12 protein-coding genes are annotated in these 18,076 nt (G+C 72.9%); 5 read left to right on the top strand and 7 right to left on the bottom strand.

Annotated features, from left to right (window positions below; all coding sequences use genetic code 11):
- Positions 1–238: 238 nt before the first annotated feature.
- From ACFZCF_RS25285 to ACFZCF_RS25270, 4 genes are all read left to right on the top strand, one after another.
- Positions 239–904, top strand: a complete 666-nt coding sequence (locus tag ACFZCF_RS25285) for a response regulator transcription factor (RefSeq protein WP_015037008.1) — start codon at positions 239–241, stop codon at positions 902–904.
- A gap of 80 nt (positions 905–984) precedes the next feature.
- Positions 985–2,268: an HRDC domain-containing protein gene (locus ACFZCF_RS25280; RefSeq protein ID WP_391288957.1), complete on the top strand. Its 1,284-nt coding sequence runs from the start codon at positions 985–987 to the stop codon at positions 2,266–2,268.
- 200 nt (positions 2,269–2,468) lie between these two features.
- Positions 2,469–3,683 (top strand): thiolase family protein, encoded by a 1,215-nt coding sequence (locus ACFZCF_RS25275; RefSeq protein ID WP_388448922.1) that lies wholly within the window; start codon positions 2,469–2,471, stop codon positions 3,681–3,683.
- Entirely contained in the window at positions 3,680–5,818 is a 2,139-nt protein-coding gene (locus ACFZCF_RS25270) for a 3-hydroxyacyl-CoA dehydrogenase NAD-binding domain-containing protein (RefSeq protein WP_388448924.1), read from the top strand. Before ACFZCF_RS25275 ends, ACFZCF_RS25270 begins: the two co-directional genes overlap by 4 nt.
- 72 nt (positions 5,819–5,890) lie before the next feature.
- Here the strand turns inward: ACFZCF_RS25270 and ACFZCF_RS25265 are convergent, their stop codons facing one another.
- Genes ACFZCF_RS25265 through ACFZCF_RS25240 form a run of 6 tightly spaced genes read right to left on the bottom strand, consistent with a single transcriptional unit; the run spans position 5,891 to position 15,239 of the window.
- Positions 5,891–6,784, bottom strand: coding sequence for an endonuclease/exonuclease/phosphatase family protein (locus ACFZCF_RS25265; protein ID WP_391288954.1), 894 nt, complete (start codon positions 6,782–6,784; stop codon positions 5,891–5,893).
- A 3-nt stretch (positions 6,785–6,787) separates the two neighbouring features.
- On the bottom strand, positions 6,788–8,185 hold the full coding sequence (locus ACFZCF_RS25260; protein WP_391288952.1) for a GDSL-type esterase/lipase family protein: 1,398 nt from the start codon (positions 8,183–8,185) through the stop codon (positions 6,788–6,790).
- Between the two features lie 39 nt (positions 8,186–8,224).
- A complete protein-coding gene (locus ACFZCF_RS25255; protein WP_391288950.1) occupies positions 8,225–10,321 on the bottom strand; it encodes a glycosyltransferase in 2,097 nt (698 codons plus the stop codon).
- On the bottom strand, positions 10,318–12,081 hold the full coding sequence (locus ACFZCF_RS25250) for a stealth family protein (RefSeq protein WP_388448932.1): 1,764 nt from the start codon (positions 12,079–12,081) through the stop codon (positions 10,318–10,320). Before ACFZCF_RS25250 ends, ACFZCF_RS25255 begins: the two co-directional genes overlap by 4 nt.
- On the bottom strand, positions 12,078–13,694 hold the full coding sequence (locus ACFZCF_RS25245; RefSeq protein ID WP_391288948.1) for a sugar phosphotransferase: 1,617 nt from the start codon (positions 13,692–13,694) through the stop codon (positions 12,078–12,080). Before ACFZCF_RS25245 ends, ACFZCF_RS25250 begins: the two co-directional genes overlap by 4 nt.
- A 15-nt stretch (positions 13,695–13,709) precedes the next feature.
- Complete coding sequence (locus tag ACFZCF_RS25240) at positions 13,710–15,239, bottom strand: stealth conserved region 3 domain-containing protein (protein ID WP_391289082.1); 1,530 nt, start codon at positions 15,237–15,239, stop codon at positions 13,710–13,712.
- 511 nt (positions 15,240–15,750) lie between these two features.
- Here ACFZCF_RS25240 and ACFZCF_RS25235 point away from each other — a divergent pair.
- Positions 15,751–16,803, top strand: coding sequence for an LCP family protein (locus ACFZCF_RS25235; protein WP_391288946.1), 1,053 nt, complete (start codon positions 15,751–15,753; stop codon positions 16,801–16,803).
- A gap of 93 nt (positions 16,804–16,896) precedes the next feature.
- On the opposite strand, the gene ACFZCF_RS25230 is transcribed toward ACFZCF_RS25235, so the two are convergent.
- A complete protein-coding gene (locus tag ACFZCF_RS25230) occupies positions 16,897–17,985 on the bottom strand; it encodes a hypothetical protein (RefSeq protein WP_391288944.1) in 1,089 nt (362 codons plus the stop codon).
- Positions 17,986–18,076 lie beyond the last annotated feature (91 nt).

Here is an 18,076-nt window from a genome sequence, read left to right as displayed (position 1 = left end):
GGGGTTCCTCTCGCGGCTCCCCCAGCCGTCCCCCGTGGGGGTGAGGGAGCGGGGGCCGCTCGTAGGATGATCGATCGCGCGTCCGAATTGCCCTAATTGTTACTCACTAAATCGTGATCTTTCCCTAAAGGCGGACGCCTCTGCTGCCGAAGGAGTCAATGACCCCTTCAGAGCACGGGTTCGCCCCCGGCTTCTTCCCCGAGCCGGCTCCGTCCCGCCCCTTCCCCCAGGAGGCCGAGTGTCCGTTCTGCTCGAGCAGCCCGCTAGCCTGGTCGCCTACCGCCCGAACAAGCCGACGGCCATGGTCGTCGTGGCCGACCCGCGCGTCCGCTCCACCGTCACCCGCCACCTGTGGGCGCTCGGCGTACGCGACGTGATCGAGGCGTCGTCCATCGCGGAGGCCCGTCCCCGCGTCGGCAACCCGCGCGACATCTGCGTGGCCGACGTCCACCTTCCCGACGGCAGCGGCCTCACCCTGCTGTCCGAGACCCGCGCCGCCGGCTGGCCCAACGGCCTCGCCCTCTCGGCCGCCGACGACATCGGCGCGGTGCGCAACGCCCTCGCCGGCGGCGTGAAGGGCTACGTCGTCACCGGCACGCGGACCAATATCGGCCACCCGACGCGTCCCGGCGCCGCGCCCATCGGCGCCGCGGCCGCCCGGCTCGGCCACCGCCGCCCCCCGGGTGCCCCGAGCCACCCGGGCGGCTACCGCGAGCTCTCCGGCCGCGAGGTCGAGGTGCTCCGGCTCGTCGCGGAGGGCCAGTCCAACAAGGCCATCGGCGTCTCCATGGGGCTCTCGGCGCTCACCGTGAAGAGCCACCTCGCCCGGATCGCCCGCAAGCTGGGCACCGGTGACCGGGCCGGCATGGTCGCCGTCGCGCTGCGGACCGGGATCATCCACTGACCCGGCCCTGACGCAAACCAGCGCCTGCCGACGGAACGTTCCGTCGGCAGGCGCTTGCCGTCGGCGGATACCCTTGACAGGTGACCGACGCCCAAGAGACCGCGGCAGACACCGCACCGCGCACCACCGGGGGCGGCCCCCCGGACGAAAACGTCCCTGCTGATGGGCTTCCGATCCCGTTGCTGGAGCCCCGCGAGGGCATCCCGCCGGTCGTCGCGACCGGCGAGGCCCTCGCCGAGGTGATCGCCGCCTTCGCCGCCGGGCGCGGGCCGGTGGCCGTCGACGCCGAGCGGGCCTCCGGCTACCGCTACGGCCAGCGCGCCTACCTGGTGCAGCTCCGCCGCGAGGGCGCGGGCACCGCGCTGATCGACCCGGTGGGCTGCCCCGACCTCTCCGGGCTCGGCGAGGCCCTCGACGGCACCGAGTGGATCCTGCACGCCGCCACCCAGGACCTCCCCTGCCTGCGGGACATAGGCATGCGCCCCTCCTCGCTCTTCGACACCGAGCTGGCCGGCCGGCTCGCGGGCTTCCCGCGCGTCGGCCTCGGCGCCATGGTCGAGTCCGTCCTCGGCTACGCCCTGGAGAAGGGCCACTCGGCGGTCGACTGGTCCACCCGCCCGCTCCCCGAACCCTGGCTGCGCTACGCCGCCCTCGACGTCGAGCTCCTGGTCGACCTGCGCGACGCGCTGGAGAAGGAACTGGACCGGCAGGGGAAGCTGGAGTGGGCCCACGAGGAGTTCGAGGCCATCGCCGCCGCCCCGCCGGCCCCGCCGCGCAAGGACCCCTGGCGCCGCACCTCCGGCATGCACAAGGTCCGCCGGCGCCGCCAGATGGCGGTCGTACGGGAGCTGTGGACGGCCCGCGACCGGGTGGCCCAGCGGCGCGACGTCTCCCCCGGCAAGGTGCTGAGCGACGCGGCGATCGTCGAGGCGGCCCTCGCCGTCCCGGTGAACGTGGCCGCGCTGACCGCCCTGCCCGGATTCGGGCACCGCATGGGCCGACGCCAGCTGGAGCAGTGGCAGGCCGCCGTCGACCGCGCCCGGGCCCTCCCCGAGAGCGAGCTCCCGCAGCCGGGTCAGCAGCCGGCCGGCCCTCCGCCGCCGCGCGCCTGGGCGGACAAGGACCCGGCGGCCGCCGCGCGGCTCGCCGCCGCCCGCGCCGGGGTCACGGCCCTCGCCGAGGAGCTGAACCTGCCGCAGGAGAACCTGATCACGCCGGACACCATCCGCCGCGTCTGCTGGGAGCCCCCGGCGCGCACGGACCGGGACACCGTCGCGGCCGCCCTCACCGCCCACGGCGCCCGCCGCTGGCAGGTCGGCGTGGTGACCCCCCTCCTGGTGGAGGCGCTGTCGGCGGGGGCGTGACCCGGTGTCCCGCTCCGCACGTCGAAGCCCCCGGCACCCCCTCGGTGCCGGGGGCTCTCCCGTCCTCCCGGGTGTGACCTTCACCGCTTGGCCCCCAGGGGGTGGGCAGCTTGGTTACCCGCAAGTAGCATGGGGGGAAGCAAGCGCACGCTTAGTGGTGCGCCGCAGCAGTGCCGTCCCGCACCTGGAGGAGAGCCATCGTGCCTCGTACCGTCAGGGACGTCGTCTTCGTCGACGGCGTCCGCACCCCGTTCGGCAAGGCGGGCCCGAAGGGCATCTACCACGAGACCCGCGCCGACGACCTCGTCGTGAAGGCCATCCGGGAGCTGCTGCGCCGCAACCCGGCCCTCGACCCGGCGAAGATCGACGAGGTCGCGATCGCCGCCACGACCCAGATCGGCGACCAGGGCCTCACCCTCGGCCGCACCGCCGGCATCCTCGCGGGGCTGCCGCAGTCCGTGCCCGGCTACTCGATCGACCGCATGTGCGCCGGTGCGCTCACGGCCGTGACGAGCGTCGCCGGTTCGATCGCCTTCGGCGCGTACGACGCCGTCATCGCCGGTGGCGTCGAGCACATGGGCCGCCACCCCATGGGCGAGGGCGTGGACCCGAACCCGCGGTTCGTCAGCGAGAAGCTGGTCGACGAGTCCGCCCTCTTCATGGGCATGACCGCCGAGAACCTGCACGACCGCTACCCGCACATCACCAAGCGGCGCGCCGACGAGTACGCCGTGCGCTCGCAGGAGAAGGCCGCCAAGGCGTACGCCGACGGCAAGATCCAGCAGGACCTGGTGCCGATCTCGGTGCGCCGCACCGACGCCGCCGCCGGCGAGACCGGCTGGGGCCTGGTCACCGCCGACGAGCCGATGCGCCCGGGCACCACACTGGAGTCGCTCGCCAACCTGAAGACGCCCTTCCGCGTCCACGGCAACGTCACCGCAGGCAACGCGGCCGGCCTGAACGACGGCGCCACCGCCTCGATCATCGCCTCCGAGGAGTTCGCCCGCGAGAACGGCCTCCCGGTCAAGATGCGCCTCGTCTCGTACGCCTTCGCCGGCGTCGAGCCGGAGGTCATGGGCTACGGCCCGATCCCGGCGACCGAGAAGGCCCTGGCCAAGGCCGGCCTGACGATCGACGACATCAACCTGTTCGAGATCAACGAGGCGTTCGCCGTCCAGGTCCTCGCCTTCCTCGACCACTACGGCATCGCCGACGACGACGCGCGCGTCAACCAGTACGGCGGCGCGATCGCCTTCGGTCACCCGCTGGCCTCCTCCGGCGTCCGTCTGATGACGCAGCTGGCCCGCCAGTTCGAGGAGCAGCCCGAGGTCCGTTACGGCCTCACCACCATGTGCGTCGGCTTCGGCATGGGCGCGACGGTCATCTGGGAGAACCCCCACTGGGAGGGCAAGTGAGCACCACCGCCGAGCTTCTGAAGGGCGCCGCCGCGCTCTTCCCGGACGAGGTCGTCACCTCGGCCCACGTGCGTCACTTCGAGCTGCCCTTCGGGGCCGGCCGCTTCGCGCTGATCACGCTGGACAACGGCTTCGACCACACCAAGCCGACCACCTTCGGTCCCCAGTCGCTGGCCAACCTGAACACGGCCCTCGACCAGGTCGAGGCCGAGGCCGCGAACGGTGAGATCGTCGCCGCCGGCATCACCGGCAAGCCCTTCATCTTCGCCGTCGGCGCCGACCTCAAGGGCGTCGAGCTGCTGAAGAACCACGACGAGGCGCTCGCCATCGGCAAGGGCGGCCACGACGTCTTCAAGCGGCTCTCCGCGCTCGCCGTGCCGACCTTCGCGTACTACAACGGCGCGGCCATGGGCGGCGGCGTCGAGGTCGGTCTGCACTGCACCTACCGCACCGTGTCGAAGGCCCTGCCGGCCTTCTCGCTCCCCGAGGTCTTCCTCGGCCTGGTGCCCGGCTGGGGCGGCTGCGCGATCCTCCCGAACCTGATCGGCGCCGAGAAGGCCGTCCAGGTCATCATCGAGAACTCGCTCAACCAGAACCGCCAGCTCAAGGGCAAGCAGGTCTTCGAGCTCGGCATCGCCGACGCGATCTTCGAGGGCGCCGACTTCCTGGAGCAGTCGCTCATCTGGACCGCCGGTGTCCTCAACGGCACCGTCACCGTCGAGCGCCCGGAGATCGACCGGGGCGAGGGCTGGGACGCCGCCGTCGCCAAGGGCCGCGCGGTCGCCGACTCCAAGGTGCACGGCGCCGCCCCGGCCGCCTACCGCGCCCTCGACATCATCGAGGCCGCCAAGGACGGCGACCTCCAGAAGGGCTTCGACGCCGAGGACCAGGCCCTCGCGGACCTGATCATGGGCGGCGAGCTCCGCTCCGGCATCTACGCCTTCAACCTGGTGCAGAAGCGCGGCAAGCGCCCCGCCGGCGCCCCGGACAAGTCCCTGGCGCGCCCGGTCACCAAGGTCGGCGTCGTCGGCGCCGGTCTGATGGCCTCGCAGCTCGCCCTGCTCTTCCTGCGCCGCCTGGAGGTGCCGGTCGTCCTGACCGACATCGACCAGGAGCGCGTCGACAAGGGCGTGGGCTACGTCCACGGCGAGATCGACAAGCTGCTCGGCAAGGGCCGCGTCAACCAGGACAAGGCCAACCGTCTCAAGGGCCTGGTCTCCGGTGTCCTCGACAAGGCCGAGGGCTTCGCGGACGCGGACTTCATCATCGAGGCCGTGTTCGAGGAGATGTCCGTCAAGCAGAAGGTGTTCGCGGAGGTCGAGGCGGTCGCCCCGGCGCACGCGATCCTCGCCACCAACACCTCCTCGCTCTCGGTCTCCGAGATGGCCTCCAAGCTCCAGCACCCGGAGCGCGTGGTCGGCTTCCACTTCTTCAACCCGGTCGCCGTCCTGCCGCTCCTGGAGATCGTCAAGGGCGAGCGGACCGACGACGCCTCCCTCGCCACCGCCTTCGGCGTGGCGAAGAAGCTGAAGAAGACCGCGGTCCTCACCAAGGACGCCCCGGCGTTCGTCGTGAACCGCATCCTGACCCGCTTCATGGGCGAGATCCAGAACGTCATCGACGAGGGCACCCCGGTGGAGACGGCGGAGAAGGCGGTCGAGCCGCTGGGCCTGCCGATGTCCCCGCTGGTCCTCCTGGAGCTCGTGGGCCCGGCCATCGGCCTGCACGTCTCCGAGACCCTGAACCGCGCCTTCCCGGAGCGCTTCACCGTCTCCCCCAACCTGAAGGCGGTCGTCGAGGCCGGCAAGCGCGGCTTCTACGTCTACAAGCCGGAGAACGGCTTCAAGCCGGAGCTCGACCCCGAGGTCGCCGCGCTGCTCAAGCAGGGCGACACCGTCCTCACCGAGCAGCAGGTCCGCGACCGCGTCCTCGACGCGGTGGCGCAGGAGATCGGCCTCATGCTGGAGGAGGGTGTCGTCGCCGAGGCGCAGGACATCGACCTCTGCCTGATCACCGGCGCCGGCTGGCCCTTCCACCTGGGCGGCATCACGCCGTACCTGGACCGCGAGGGCGTCTCCGAGCGCGTCAACGGCAAGCGTTTCCTGGCCCAGGGCGTGGCGAGCGTCCCGGCGTAGCGGTAGCGCGTACCGAGGTCCGGCATCCCTCCGCGGGGTGCCGGACCTCGGCGTTTCCGGGGGCCTCGGGGGTCAGCGCGGGCCGGTGCGCTCCAGCCGGGCCAGCAGCATGGCGTGGTCCGACTCCGGGAAGTCCCGGACGAGCGTGGTGCCGGAGCCGAAGTGGCGGCGGTCGGCGAAGACGTAGTCGATCTTCCGCCCGTCCGCGGTGGGCGCGTCCGTCCGGTCCGCCTCCAGGAAGCGGGTGCGGAGCCGGTCGACGGCGGGCGCGTCGGGCGGCAGGTTGAGGTCGCCGGCGACGATCAGCGGGGTTTCCGGGGGGAAGCGCGACTCGTCGGCGGTCCAGGCCCGGATCTCGTCGAGCTGCCCCGGGACCGCCGCGTAGGTGTGCGCGGTGCAGACGGTCAGGGGGCCGCCGCCGTGCCGGGTCCGCGCGCAGAGCAGGCCCCGGTGCACGGGCTCGGCGCGTCCCGCGTTGCGGTAGGTCTCCCCGCCGGTGTCGGTGAAGGGCCGGAACTCGGGGGCCCCGTCGCGTATCGGCTCACGGCTGAGGACGGCGGTGCCGAAGCGGCCCGAGGGGCCGCAGGCGGGCACGTTGGTGAGCCCGCCCTGGAAGGTGCCGTCCATGGGCGCCCCGGCGGCGGCGAGCCGCTCGCGCAGGGCGGTGTACTGGGTGGCGCAGACCTCGTTGAGGGTGATCACGTCCGGCCGGGAGCTCCGGGCCTCGGTGACGATCCGGGCCACGGAGGTGCCCCGGCCCGATCGTCCGGCGTTCCACGGGCAGCCGGTCGCCGCGCCGCACATGTTGTAGTGCAGGACGGAGACCTCCCGCGCGCCGTCCCGGTCCCGGCCGGTGTCCCCGGCCGGGCCGGGGACACCGGGGAGCAGGAGGCCGGCGAGCAGCGCCCCGAGGAACACCAGGCCGGAGAAGGGGAGCCAGAGACGGACGTCGCGGAACCGGGGCACGTCCTACCAGTCGCCGGTGAACGGCCGGTGCCCGCAGACCTCGCCGCAGTCGTGGACCCGGGAGGCGCCGGCGGAGCGGATGGGGCTGTCCTCCGGGATGCCGACGACTGTGAACGTCCGCTCCGCGGGCGCGGACTCCTGCGCGCCGAACAGGGCGATGGCCTGCACCGTGTGCGTGCCCGCCCGCCAGGCGTGGCCGTGGGTGAATCCCCACTTGCCGTCGTCGCCGACCGCCGTGGCACCGATGAGGACGCCGTCCTCCATCAGCACGATCTTGGTCGTGCCGGGCTGGGCCCGGCCGGAGATCCGGGGCCGCGGCCCGGCGTACGCGCCCGCCGACGGGATGGAGATCACCGGCGGCTCGACCTCGGTGCGCACCGTGAAGGAGCGCTCGGAGATGGGGGTGCAGCCGTCGGCGCGCAGCCCGACGCAGCGGACGAGGTGGGGGCCGGCCTCCCAGTTGACGGCGCGGCGCCAGAGCCACTTCCCGTCGGAACCGACCTGCGTGCCGCCGAGGTAGTGCCCGTACTCGAAGAAGAGCAGGTAGTCGGTGCCGGGCGAGGCGGTGCCGGAGAACTTCAGCATCGGGCCGGCCGTGCCGTCCTGGGCGGGCCGGGCGAAGACCGGGGCATCGCCGGTCCGCTGCGGGTAGTCGAGCGCCGACTGCGGGGAGTTGACCGTGAACTCCTTGGAGACGTCCGGCAGCGGGGCCGGGGCCGAGAGCGCGGCGACGTCCACGTCGTCCTGGGGGACGACGCCGTGCCGGCAGAGCCCGGCCACGACCATCCGGGCCACCTCGTAGGCGCCGGCGTGGTTGAGGTGGCTGGAGTCGATGTTGCCCTCGGGGTGGAGGGGGTGCTCGCCCGCGTCCACCCAGCAGAAGTACTGGCGCAGCCGCGTGGGTCCGATCTCGGCCCAGCGCTCCGTGGTCATCCGGTTCACGTCGACGAGCGGGAGGCCGGCCTCGGCGGCGAACTCGCGGGTGGCCTCGGGGTACTCGCCGCGGGTGTTCACGACCTCGCCCTGCGGGCCGAAGGAGTAGCGCGCCGCGGAGGTGACCAGCACCGCGGTGCCGCCCGCGCCCTGGATGTAGGCGACGAAGAGGCGGAGGAGTTCCTTGTACTCGGGGACGGGCACGTACCGCATCCCGTTGTGGATCATGTGGTCCACGCCGCCGAAGCCGAGCAGCACGATGTCGCCGGGCTTCATGCGGTTGAGGAGGCCGGGCAGCCGCTCGGTGAAGTACTTGCGCGTGGTCATCGCGCTGCGGGCGTAGTTGGCGACCTCGTAGGGGCCCACGAGGAGTTCCTCGATCTTCTGGCCCCAGCCCGCCATCGGGGCCTCCTCCTCCGTGCGAGGAGCGGCGACGGAGTCGCCGAGTACGAATATCGTGCGCTTCACTGCGTTCCAATCCATGGGATGCGCTCCGGTCCGGAGGGGCTAGCGGTCGACCACGTTGACGGCCATGGCTCCTGACACCGAGGTGTAGGGGCGGACGCGCACGGGACGGGAGGGGTGGACGACGACGAAGGGCGAGAGTTCGTCCGGGACCGGAACGACCGGGTGGACGTACGACCCCTTGACGTCCGGGAAGTCCTCGAAGAGGTGGCAGACGCGGAGCCTGCGGCGGTCCCGGGGGTCGGGCTGGAGCCACCAGTCCCAGTCCTCCCAGCGCTCCAGGCGCATGTCGACGAGCTCCCGCAGGGGGAGTTCGACGGTGAACTCGTGGGGGCCGAGCCGCCGCGCCGGCGCGGCGATCTCGGCGCGGTGGTGGCCGCGGCGCACCAGGAGGAACCGGGCGTCGGGGGCGAGCTGCCGGGCGGCGCACAGGACGCCGCGGGCCGTGATCGAGTCGTCGGTGACGGTGAGCTCCCGGCACTCCACGTGCTCGTCGCGCAGGACCGTACGCAGCATGAGCTTGCCGTTCGGCTGGGCGTACGGGAGGTTCCAGCGGACCGGGCTGTGCTCGGGGAACCCCAGCAGGCGGGCGCGCGCGGTGATGAGGGCGCGGGTGTCGCGGATGCCCGCCTTCATGTGCACGGCCTCGCCCTTGGCGGAGACCATCTGGACCCTCCAGCGGCCGTCCCCGAGGTGGTCCAGGGCGGACGGGGGCAGGGTGGCGGTGTAGCGGGTCGCGCCGGTCGGGAGCGGGGCGCGGTCCGTGGCGAGGTCCAGGTCGGGCCGCCGGTCGTCGCCTCCGGTCGCGTGGCGCAGCCGGAAGCTCCAGCGCTGCCGGCCGTCCTCGGGGCCGTCCACGGTGAGGCGCAGCCGACCCGTCTCGTCGGCGACCGTGTGCACCACGCTGGTCCGGACGGCGGCGGGCGGCGCGTCGCTGCCCGAGCCGCGGCGCAGCGGCTTCCGCTTCGGCGTCCGGTACTTGGTGTCCCTGGCCGCCCGGCGTTCGGCCGCGTCCTCGAAGAGGTCGGTGTACCGGTCGGCGATGACAGCGGGGTCGTAGCGGGCGGAGTTGTGCAGGGCGGCGGTGCCCATGGCGACGCGCAGGGCGTCGTCGGCCATGAGCCGGCGCAGCCCCCCGGCGATCGCGTCCACGTCGCCGTTGGGCACGAGGAGGCCGTCCTCGCCGTCCCGAAGGATCTCGCGGGGGCCGACGGGGCAGTCGGTGGAGACGACGGGGAGCCCGCAGCGCATGGCTTCGACGAGCGTCATCCCGAAGGACTCGGCGCTGGAGGTCACGGCCGCGATGGAGCCCTTGGCCCACTCCGACTCGATCGGCGAGAAGCCGCCCATGAGCAGGGCGCGGCCGGTGAGCCCCAGGTCGGTGACGAGGGCGCGGAGCTTGCCCCCCTCCGCACCGTCGCCGTAGATGCGCAGCTGCCACTCGGGGAACTCCTCGGCGATCTGGCCGAAGGCGCGGACGAGCAGGTCGTAGCGCTTGATGTGATGGATGCGGCCGGCGCTGACGACGATCTTGCGGCTTCCGTCGGAGGGGGCGACGACGGGCTGGGGCACGCTGTTGGGGATGCCCGTCACCGGTACGCCGTCGATCGGGGTGTTCTCCCGGAAGGACCGGGCGTCGGCGTCGGTCACCGTGGTGATCGCGTCCAGCCTCGGGTAGACCCGGGCCATCTCCTCGCGGACCGCCGGCGGGATCGCCAGGTGGGTCATGTGCTCCTGGGCCACCCGCAACGCGGAGTCCCGGGTGAAGCGGGCGACGAACAGGTTCAGGCTCGGGCGGGTTCCGATGACGACGTCCGCGTCGGTCTTCCGCAGGTGGTCGATGATCCGCTCGTCGGAGAGCCGGCTGTACTGGGCGTAGAACTCCTCCTGCCGGGGCACGACCGACGTCGGCTCGGCGAGCCCGTCCGCTCCCCGGTCGGCGCCCGCGCCGGCCCTCAGGTCGACGAGGGCGCGCACGGAGACCTGCGGGGAGATCTCGAACTTGGTGGTGCCGGCCCGGCGGAAGACCGAGACGATCTCGACCTCGTGGCGGGCGGAGAGCGCCTCGGCGAGGTTGATGACGGTCCGGTTGGTGCCACCGATGCCGTAGATGTTGTTGATCAGGAAGGAGACCTTCACCGCTCCTGGGGTTCCTTCCACTCGAACGGGCTGGGGATCGGGTAATAGGCGCGGAGGAACCGCGCCAGCTGGTCGAACTGACGGGCCACGTCCTGGCCGTCGGAGAGGGTGTCGTTGATGCAGAACGCCTGGCGGTCCCGGCGGGCGAGCAGGATGCCGAAGCGACGCTCGATCTCGGGCCGGGCCAGGTCCAGATAGGCGAAGCGGATGTCGGAGGGGACCGCGCGGCCGGTGAAATAGGCGTAGTAGTGGTACAGCGACGACGGGATGGAGATGTCGGTGGCGCTGCGGAACCGGCTGAAGGTGGTGGCCCGGTGCTGGTCGGCGAAGGCCTGCTCGATCTCCAGGAGCACGCTGCGGCGGAGCGGGTAGGGGGCGTGCCTCATCTTCTGCACGATGGAGGAGCCGAAGCAGGCCTCCAGGATGCGCCGGTTGTTCTTGCCCGCCGCGTCCACGGGGCGGTCGCCGAAGGAGAGCTCCCACTGCGGCACCTTCGAGGGCGACAGGAAGATCCGGGTCATGCCGTTGGACAGGAAGAAGTCCTGGGGCGTGACGGGGCTGCCGAGGAACATGTCGTCGTTGAAGTACAGGAAGTGCTCGGCGAGGCCGTCGATGTGGTGCAGCCGGCTCTCGATGGCGTGGGAATTGAAGGTGGGCAGCGCCGAGGGGTCGTCGAAGATCTCCGTGTGGTCGACCACGCGGATGCGGGGGTGGTTCGGGTCCAGCCAGTGCGGCCGCTGGCGGTCGGTGACCAGGTAGATCCGGCGTACCCAGGGCGCGTTCTGGGCCAGCGACCGCAGGGAGTAGCGCAGTTCGTCGCGGCTGATGTACCGGGCGGCGTTGGCGGCCTCGGCGTGGTAGCCGGTGTCGCCGTACCGGGCCCGGCGCTCCCGCCAGGCCGGGTCGTCGCCGTCCACCCAGGTGTACACGGCGTCCACCGGGAAGAGGACGTCCTCGGGCAGCGGGACGGCGCAGGGTTCGATGGTGCGGACGGTGCGGGTGCGGCGGCCGTGCAGGGCGGCGAAGCCGGTGAGCCGGCTGATGGGCACGTCGACGCGGGGCGCGCCGGCCGCGACGTCCTCGGTGACGCGGTTGGGCCGGGGTGCGACGAGACGGCCCTGCTCGGGGCGCCAGAACTCGACGTCGCAGCCGTACTCCAGACCGAGCGGCAGGGTGCCGCCCGGGTCGCGCCAGACCATGCCGACGCGGATCGCCGTGGCGCCCGCGGTCGCCTTGCGCCCCCGGCCGTCTCCGACGAGGGCGGGCCGGCCGTGCGACTGGCCGCCGAGCCATCGGGTCACGTACACCGGGGTCTGCTCCCCGGCGCGGGCCAGCGCCTCGCGGACCCGCTCCCGATCCGCGGCGGAGACGGCGACGCAGGCGCGGAAGTCGGAGCCGCCGCGGACGGCGAAGTGGTCGACGCCCGCGGCGTCGAGCGCCGAGGCGACGAGTTCGAGATTGGCCTCGCGCAGGCCGAGCGGTGAGGCGGTGGGCCGGACGAGGGCGATGAGCGCGCCCTGGTCGACGAGGGTGGCGAGCCGCTCCCCGCCGGTGAAGAGGTGCGGCCAGCGGCGCCGGGCGGTCCGGGCCCGCAGGCGCCGGAACAGGCCGAGGCCCTGCTGGAGGCGACGGAGGAAGCGCTTCACCAGGGTGCGGAAGCCCATCGGTACGCGGCGGGCGATGGCGCGGCGCAGCGAAGTGGGCAGCAGGGAGCGGTAGATCCCGACGGCGGCGGAGGCCTCGGGGTTGAGCGAGGTCATGCGCGGGAGTCCCCCTCCGGGCCCGCGGGCTCCTCGAAGGGGCTCGCAACCGGGAAGTACCGGCGGAGGAAGCGCACGGCGGTCGCCGTGCCGCCCTGATCGTGCGCCTCGGGGGTGTCGAGGCCGAAGAGGTGGAACTGCTGGACGTCCCGGCGGACGAGGAGGCGGTCGAGCCAGCGGCGGAGGCCGGGCATGGCGGCGTGCAGGGCGACGGTCGTCTCGCCGGAGGGGTCCGCGACGCCCGAGCAGCGGGCCGAGTGGTGGACCAGGCCGTCGAGGGGGTGGGTGCCGGGGAGCGCGGGCATCCGCTGGAGGTCGAGCAGGCACGCGTCCCGGTCGTAGCCCTCGTCGATCGCGGCGAGGACGTGGCGGGTGTACGGCTGCGGGCCGCTGCCGTAGCCGTGGGCGACGGCGCGGGTGGTGAAGGCGAAGGCGGTGCTGGTCCAGGGCGCCGCCGCCTCGGCGGCGGTCCACGGCCCGCGGCGCGGCCGGGTGCCGCCCAGCGGGCTGAAGAAGTCGAAGGAGCGGACCGGGCGGGCGAGGACCGCGCCGGGCCGGAAGAGCAGGAAGTGCTCGGCGAGGTCCGGCAGTTCGTGCAGCCGGGTCTCCGCGTCCGGGGCGGCACCGTAGGGCGACAGCCGGTCGCCGGGGAGGATCCAGTCGGGCAGCGGGGCCGAGGCGACGACGTGGACGTGATGGATCCAGGGGGCGTACTGGTGCAGCGAGCGCAGGGTGGCGCGCAGCAGTTCCTCCGCCCAGTCGCCGGTGTGCTGCCACAGGACGACGGCGTCGACGGGGAAGGTGATCTCCTCGACACGGACGATGTCGAAGGCCTCGGGGATCCGGGTCGGTTCGCCGGACGGGGCGAGGTCGCTGTAGCCGGTGAGCCGGTGGTGCTCCGCCGCCATGGTGGCGGCGCCGACGGGCACGACCCGCTGCACCCGGTTGGGGCGGGGGCCGACGAGCCGGGGGGTGGGCAGGTCGTTGTTGACGGACCAGAACTCGATCTCGACGCCCTGGTGCTCACCGACCGGCAGGGAACCGGTGGGGTCGGTGCGGAGCCAGACGAGGCGGATGACCCGGGCCTTGGCGTACGACTTCCACGCCTTCAGGTGGCTGCCGGGGACGCTGAGGCCCGAGGCGTCCGCGGGGGACACCGAGCACACGTAGCCGGTCTGCTCCTCCAGGACGGCGCGCAGCACCCGGCGTACGGCGGGCTTGTGCTCCTTGGGGACGGCGAGGGCGGTGCGGCGGTCGTCCAGCGCGGGGACCGCGAACCAGGGGATGCCCGCCAGATCGAGGGCGGAGGTCACCAGTTCGTGGTCGATGCGGCGCGCGAGGTCGGCCGTCAGCCCGGCGTGGACGTGGACGACGCGCCCCTCCGAGTCCGTGACGCGGCCCTCGGGCCGGGCGGCGAGGCCGGCGTCCCGCAGCTGCCGAAGGCTGCGCCGGTGCAGCCGGGACTCGCGTTCGGCGAGGGTGCGGGCCAGCTGGGACTTCACCTTGCGGCGGACCCTCGGCGGCACGCTGGTGGCCGCGGCGGCGCGCAGCGGCTGCGGGACGTAGTTCTTGTAGATGCTCGCTGCCGAGCCCATGGACCCCGGTTCAGACATGACGACGGCTCCTGTTCACCGTTCGTAGGGGCTGGGGGTCGGGAAGTAGGCGTTGAGGAAACCGTCGAGCAGTTCCTGCTGCGCTTCCAGGTCCTCCGGGGTGGAGAAGGCGTCGTTGAGGCAGAACGAGTCCTGGTCTCGGCCGTCGAGCAGCCTCTGCAGCCGGTCGGCCAGGTCCGGGACGGCCAGCTGGAGGTAGGTGAAGGGCATCGAGCCGGGCTGCGCGCGGCCGGTGAGCGCGGCGTAGTACAGCGCGAAGGACGAGGTGGGCGAGAGGTCCGTCATCGCCCGGAAGCGGCTGGCGGAGGTGCGGGCCCAGGCCTCGGGGAACTCGGCCTCCGCCTCCTCCATGGCGCTGCGCCGCAGGGCGTACGGGATGTGCTCCATGGGCTGGGTGATGACCCGGCCGAAGCGGGCCCGCAGCAGGGCCCGGTTGTTCTTGCAGGCCGCGTCGACCGGGGTGTCGGTCTCCACGACCGGGCCCTGCGGGATGCGGTTCCTGGACGGGAAGTAGCGCGCGGTGCCGGTGGGGGTGAAGAAGGCGTGGGGCGCCACCGGCCGGCCGATGAACATGTCGTCGTTGAAGTAGAGGAAGTGCTCGGCGAGGCCGTCGATGTGGTGCAGCTGGCTCTCGATGGAGTGCGAGTTGAACGTCGGCAGGTCGGCCGGGTTCCGGAAGATCTCGCGGTGGCTGACGACGCGGATGCCGGGCAGGTCCTCGCGCAGCCACGGGGGGACCTGGTCGTCGGTGACGATGTAGACCGTGCGGATCCAGGGCGCGAAGAGGTGCAGCGACCTGACCGAGTAGCGGAGCTCGTCGCGGCTGATGAAGCGGGCGTCGCTGGCGGACTCGGCGTGGTACGCCTCGCCCTTGGCGGCGGCCTTGCGGCGGGCCCAGGCCGGGTCCTGGCCGTCGACCCAGGTGTAGACGGCGTCGACGGGGAAGGATATGTCCTCGGCGGAAGGGACGAGGAACTCCGGCCTGGTGAACAGGGGCGGGGCGTCCTCTTCCGGGGTGTGGTCGGAGACGAAGCGGCTGAAGAGCCGGGCGGCGCCGCCGACCCTGACGCCGTCGGCGGCGACGGACCAGCTGGTGCGGTTGGGGCGCGGGGCGAGGAGTCGGTCGCCCTGGCGCGTCCAGAACTCGATCGTGGCGCCGTACTCGTGGCCGAGGACGAGGTGGCCGCCCGGGTCGGTCTGCAGCCAGCTGACGCGGACGGCGACGGCGGCGCGGACGTCCCGCCAGGCCCTGGGGTCCTTGGCGGGCAGCGGGCCGGTGGGCCTGGCGGGCTCGGGACGGTAGACGGTGAGGTGGCCCGGGTACTGGCCCAGGTGGTGGAAGAGGCCGCCGAGCACCCGCTCGCGGTCCTCCTCGGCCACGCCGACGACGGTGCCGTGGTCGGAGGTGCCGCGGACCGCGAAGTAGTCGACACCGAGGTGGTCCAGGAGCTCGGCGACGGCCACCCGGTTCATCTCGCGGGCGGCGAGCGGGCGGGCCTGGTCGTGGACGTACGCCCACTCGCCCGCGTCGCCGACCGGCATCATGCGCGGCGGCTCCTGCGGTACGACGGTGCGGTCCTCGAACGTGAGGCCGTCCACGGCCGGTGCCGTGTGCACGGGCGCGCTCATTCGCCCCTCCCCTCCCTGGTCCTGCTGATCGGTCCGGCGCACCGGGCCGCGCCCGTGGCTCGCCACGGGAAGCACCTTGTTGATGAATCGACGCGATCAGGCCGATCGGGCTTCTTCGCACCGATCCGCACCCGGCGAGCGGCGGCCCTCCCCTGCCGCGCCCGCTTGCTGTCCACCCCTCGTCCGACCAGGACGGTCACCCGCCCCGGGGACGTCCCCGAGTTCACAGACTTCTCACGCTACACATACTTTAAGGTCTGTTTCTGTTCGGGTGGGAACTAATCCTGAGTGATAAGCGTCCCGTCCCGTGATCGAAACTTTTGTCTATAGTGCGGGGTCAGCCAGTTGATCCTGTGGACCGGCCTTCCCCCCACCCGAGTCCCACGTCTGCCCGCACTGGGCCCACGAGCATTGGACTCGCGCACACATGAGCGACACAGCCACCCGTTCCCGCAAGGCACCCCGCAAGCGCCGCAGGACCGGCCGGATCGTCCTGCTGACGCTCCTGGTCCTGCTCCTCGCCGCGGGCGGCACGCTGTACTGGCTGTACAGCAGCATCGACGGCAACATCAAGGCCGTCGACATCGACAAGGCGCTCGGCGACGACCGGCCGGAGAAGCTGCCGACCAGCGGACAGAACCTGCTGGTCCTGGGCTCGGACTCGCGCGCCGGTGACAACGGCGCCCTGGCCGGCGGCGCGGTCGGCGGCGGTCGCTCCGACACCACGCTGGTGGTGCACATACCCGAGGGCCGCACGAAGGCCGTCGCCGTCAGCATCCCGCGCGACACCCTGGTCACCCGCCCCGAGTGCGTCCGCGGCGACGGCACCCCCGCTCCCTCGGCGAAGCGCGTGATGTTCAACTCCATCTACGCGCAGTACGGCCCCACCTGCGTCGCCAAGACCGTGGAGGCGATGTCCGGCGTCCGCCTCGACCACTTCATGGAGATCGACTTCGCGGGCTTCAAGGACCTCGTCGACACCCTCGGCGGCGTCACGGTCGACGTGAAGCAGCCCATCGACGACAAGCAGAGCGGCCTCCACCTGGAAGCCGGCCGGCAGAAGCTCGACGGCACCCAGTCCCTCGCCTTCGTCCGCACCCGCCACGGCGTCGGCGACGGCTCCGACCTGGGCCGCATCTCGCTCCAGCAGCAGTTCCTCACCGCGCTGCTCACCGAGGTGAAGAACCAGGACCTGCTGAGCAGCCCCGCCAAGTCCTACAAGATCGCCGACTCGGCGACCAAGGCGCTCACCACCGACTCCGAGCTCGCCTCGCTCACCGCGCTCGGCGACTTCGGCCGCAGCCTCAACGGCGTCGACCCGCAGAACATGGAGACGATCATGCTGCCGGTCGCCTACGACAAGATCGACCCCAACCGGGTGGTCGCCCACGAGCCCAACGCCTCCCAGCTGTGGAAGGCCATTCGCGAGGACGCCGAGATCCCGGCCTCCGCGAAGAAGTCCCCCGCGACCGGCGGCTGACCCGCGCGGTTCCGCCCCGGACGCACCGGTGCCCCGGTCCCCTCCCGAGAGGGGCCGGGGCACCGGTGCGTCCGGCGGGTGCCAGGACCCGCTCTACAGACGGGTCCAGGGGCCCAGGGCGAGGCCCTGCTCGTCCGCCTTCTGGCGGGTGAACACCACTCCCCCGTCCGACGTCAGCGCGGCGAGGGCCACCCCGCCGTCGAGGCCGGTCGTCAGGGTCGGCGGGGCCAGGACCGGCGGGCCCGAGGGGCTCCAGTACAGGCCCATGTCCTCCCGCTCCGCCATGAAGGCCCCGAGCGAGGTGACCCCGGTCGGGTCGCACTGGGCGACGAGCGTGCACTCGTACCCGTCGATCAGGCAGGGGGTGGCCGTCAGCGGGCCGGCGCCGACCGCCTGGGCGACCGGCGTGGGCACCAGGCCCCGCCCCGGCGACCAGAGGCAGACCCGGCCGTGGCCGTCCGCGTAGTAGGCCGTCACGTGCCCGGACGGACCGGTCACGGCGGCGAGCGTGCCCCGGACCACCGGGGTCACCACCGGGGCCTCGGCGACCGGCCTGCCCCCCGGCTCGTTCTGGACGTAGCGCAGCAGCCCGCGGTCGGTGGCCGTGTACAGCTCCACCAGGCCCGCGCCGTTCACCGCCGCCACCGGGTCGAGGTCGGTGCGACCGCCCTTCAGGTCCCACCACGGGTGCCAGCCGCCGGCGTCCTTCTGGACCCGGGCGCTGACGCCGCCGCCGCGGTTGCGGACGAAGACGTGGGCGCGGCCCTGGCCGTCCACGGCGAGGGCCGGGTTGCCGAACCACTCGGCCTTGCCGTTGGAGTGGCCGATGGACTTCCACTCCACGTTGGGGCGGCCGGTCTGGAACTGGACGCTGTGCACGAGCTCCACGTGGCGCTCCCCCGCCTCCGCGCCGGTGTCGGTGGCCCGGAAGCCGACCAGGTGCACATAGCGGTCGCGGCCCTGCGCGGCTGCCAGGAACGGCAGCAGTCCGCCGCCGCCCAGCCCGGCCGGGCCGTCGAACCGGCCGCCGGGGCCCTCGGTCCAGCGGAGGACCTCGCCGTCCCGGGGGACGTACACGCTGAAACGTCCCTCCGCGCCGCGGGCCAGCCAGCCTCCGTGCATTCTCGGGGCGCGCGGGGAGAGGACGGAGGGGTCGGCGGGGGCCTGGGATGGGTTCACCATGGGAGAATCCAGCGCTCCGGGTCGAGTGGGGACGGTTCGCACCGACTGTATCCGCCCGGCCCGGGCGCCCTCCGCTCGCCCGGGGGTTCGG

It is taken from the genome of Streptomyces sp. NPDC007945, from assembly GCF_042958885.1.
In the GTDB taxonomy this organism is placed as follows: domain Bacteria; phylum Actinomycetota; class Actinomycetes; order Streptomycetales; family Streptomycetaceae; genus Streptomyces.
This window is presented reverse-complemented; position numbering and strand designations above follow the sequence as displayed.

Excerpts from the sequence above, each read along its gene's own strand:
- ACFZCF_RS25230 (WP_391288944.1), bottom strand. The coding sequence starts at position 17,985 with ATGGTGAACCCATCCCAGGCCCCCGCCGACCCCTCCGTCCTCTCCCCG.
- ACFZCF_RS25250 (WP_388448932.1), bottom strand. The coding sequence starts at position 12,081 with ATGACCTCGCTCAACCCCGAGGCCTCCGCCGCCGTCGGGATCTACCGC.
- ACFZCF_RS25235 (WP_391288946.1), top strand. The coding sequence starts at position 15,751 with ATGAGCGACACAGCCACCCGTTCCCGCAAGGCACCCCGCAAGCGCCGC.
- ACFZCF_RS25245 (WP_391288948.1), bottom strand. The coding sequence starts at position 13,694 with ATGTCTGAACCGGGGTCCATGGGCTCGGCAGCGAGCATCTACAAGAAC.
- ACFZCF_RS25240 (WP_391289082.1), bottom strand. The coding sequence starts at position 15,239 with ATGATGCCGGTCGGCGACGCGGGCGAGTGGGCGTACGTCCACGACCAG.